Here is a 2408-nt window from a genome sequence, read left to right on the forward strand (position 1 = left end):
GTCGGAACCGCTCACGGCCACCTTGTCAAAACCGGTGGCACTGAAACGGCGTTCGGCCGCGTTGGCCGAGGTGGCAGCAAGGGCAGTGAGGATCAGCAGGGCGGGACGGATCATGGTACAGCTTCCTTTGTGTATTGTTGCAATAATACACAAAGGCATCGGCGGCGCAACCCCATCCGCTTCAGCCCATCGATGATGGTGGCCTTGATGCACTACCCGCTGGACCAAAGGGTAACGCCGCACACGAAGACGCCGACATTGAGGGGCAAGCCCGCCAATGTCGGCGCGTGTTCGGTCAAACCAGCCTGGTTCAGGCGGCCTTGAGCACCAGTTCAATCTTCTGCTGGGCGGTCGGCTCGTCGATGTTTTCCATCGCAGCCAGTTCGCGGGCCAGGCGGCCGATCGCGGCTTCATAGATCTGCCGTTCGGAATAGCTCTGTTCCGGCTGATCTTCAGCGCGGTGCAGATCGCGCACCACTTCGGCAATGCTCACCAGATCGCCCGAATTGATCTTGGCTTCATATTCCTGGGCCCGGCGCGACCACATGGTACGCTTGATGCGCGGCTTGCCCTTCAGGGTGGTCAGCGCTTCGTTCATGGTGGCCTGGCTCGACAACTTGCGCATGCCGACGCCTTCCGCCTTGTTGGTCGGAACGCGCAGCGTCATCCGTTCTTTTTCGAAACGCAGCACGAACAGATCAAGCGCTGCACCAGCGATGTGCTGGCTCTGGATTTCCACCACGCGCCCCACGCCATGCTTGGGGTACACGACATAATCACCGACTTCGAAACCGAGCGGTTTGGCAATTGCCATTGATCCAGCATCCTTATCCATATCAGGCCGCCAGTATCAGCCGAGCAGCGCCGGCGTGCGCGAAGGCGCTGCCAGGGATGCTGCTGACGAACGATTGACGTGCCTGCCTGCCTGTCTTGCATGACCTTGGCCCGTTGCCCGCCTTGCAGGTTGGCGATTGCGACGACGGAACCGGCGAAACCGGTCGGAGGCACATCACCGCCGACCACAAGGATGCTATATCAGAAACTTGTCACAATTGCCACGCAATAGGACAGCCCCGCCCGAGAAAATGACAGTTTCGGGTCAATAGGTCTCAATTCAGGCCGTTTTCAGGCCCGAAAGGCGCCATTCTGAACGCTCTCAGGAGCCTTGGCCGGCGGTCGGCGTGAAATATTTGTCAAATTTTCCCTCTTCGCCCTTGTGCGAATCGGCACCATCCGGGGTTTCGCCCTTGATGGTGATGTTCGGCCACTGGGCGGAATAGGTTGCGTTGAGCTCCATCCATTTTTCAAGACCGCCCTCGGTATCGGGCAGGATGGCTTCGGCCGGGCATTCCGGTTCGCACACGCCGCAATCGATGCATTCGTTGGGGTTGATGACCACCATGGTCTCGCCTTCGTAGAAGCAGTCCACCGGACAGACTTCGACGCAATCCATATACTTGCACTTGATGCAGGCTTCGGTGACGACGTAGGCCATATATTTCCCCTCATGTCGGTCGCGGCCAAGAGGCTGGATACCGCAAACTATACACTCGCGCCTTAGGCGAGGGCGAAGGCCTCTGGCAAGAGGGCATCTTGCCAACCCAGTGCGGCATCGGCGCTGATCGGCGCCCGCGCAGGGCTGAGATCGGTGTAGAAATCGCGGGCTTCCACATAGGGCCCGCGGCGATCCGGCAAGCCTTCGACCCGCACCACGATCACATCATCACCGCGTGGCCAGCTGAGCACTGCCCCTGGCCTGACCAATGCCGAAGCGCGATCAACCACCCGGCCATCAATACGCAGTCTACGGCTTTCACACAGGTGCTGAGCGTGGGATCGGGATGGCGACAGGCGCGCAAACCAAAGATATTTGTCCAATCTCAACCCTGCCCCGTAGACCAAATTCACCCTCCCCGCATGCCGGCCAGGATGGCAAAAGGTGATGCATCATTCCTCCTGACCATGGGAATGGCATCGGCGGCGTGTGTTGAACCGGAAACGCTGCGGCGCTGGCCCTGTCGTGGCGGCCCAGCCCAGGCAAAATGCGGCGTGCCATCCACCAGGCGCGGACGATAGCCCAGCGCCCGCAGCAGCCGGGCCAGCCCATCCTGCGACAGGCCGAGGGTGGAGGCCCAGTTCGGATCGGGCATGAACGGGACGCGGCCATCGCGGCGCCCGTGAATATGGCGGGACAGGCGATCCACCATGTCGATACGCACGGCGATGGAGTCCTTGCCGCAGCCCAGCCGCCAGAAACCGGCAACCAGCAGCACATTGGCAGGCGCTTCCACGGCTTCACCCGACAGCGAGACCCGGCCTGGTGCCGGCAGCGGCGGCAGGCTGGTCAGGTCGCTGGCCACCGCCCACAGGGCCAGGCGCCAGCGCGTCGGTTCGGGGCGCAGCAACGC

At 61.6% G+C, this 2408-nt stretch carries 3 protein-coding genes and 2 pseudogenes; all 5 read right to left on the minus strand.

The window, feature by feature from the left end; translation table 11 throughout:
• Positions 1-310: 310 nt before the first annotated feature.
• Positions 311-814 (minus strand): CarD family transcriptional regulator, encoded by a 504-nt coding sequence (locus RMO81_RS01580; protein WP_310473973.1) that lies wholly within the window; start codon positions 812-814, stop codon positions 311-313.
• Positions 815-1156: 342 nt separating this feature from the next.
• Positions 1157-1495: a ferredoxin FdxA gene (fdxA, locus tag RMO81_RS01585; protein ID WP_310473975.1), complete on the minus strand. Its 339-nt coding sequence runs from the start codon at positions 1493-1495 to the stop codon at positions 1157-1159.
• A gap of 62 nt (positions 1496-1557) precedes the next feature.
• Positions 1558-1746, minus strand: a complete 189-nt coding sequence (locus tag RMO81_RS01590) for a hypothetical protein (protein WP_310473976.1) — start codon at positions 1744-1746, stop codon at positions 1558-1560.
• A 9-nt stretch (positions 1747-1755) separates the two neighbouring features.
• Positions 1756-1908: pseudogene (locus RMO81_RS01595) on the minus strand (S4 domain-containing protein); the annotation flags it as partial.
• Positions 1905-2408, minus strand: a pseudogene (locus RMO81_RS01600) (helicase); the annotation flags it as partial. The pseudogenes RMO81_RS01595 and RMO81_RS01600, both read right to left, overlap by 4 nt.

The organism is Sandarakinorhabdus sp., assembly GCF_031422795.1.
In the GTDB taxonomy this organism is placed as follows: domain Bacteria; phylum Pseudomonadota; class Alphaproteobacteria; order Sphingomonadales; family Sphingomonadaceae; genus Sandarakinorhabdus.

Bases quoted from the DNA above. Each gene is read 5' to 3' on its own strand.
- RMO81_RS01580 (WP_310473973.1), bottom strand. From the start codon at position 814: ATGGCAATTGCCAAACCGCTCGGTTTCGAAGTCGGTGATTATGTCGTG.
- fdxA (WP_310473975.1), bottom strand. From the start codon at position 1,495: ATGGCCTACGTCGTCACCGAAGCCTGCATCAAGTGCAAGTATATGGAT.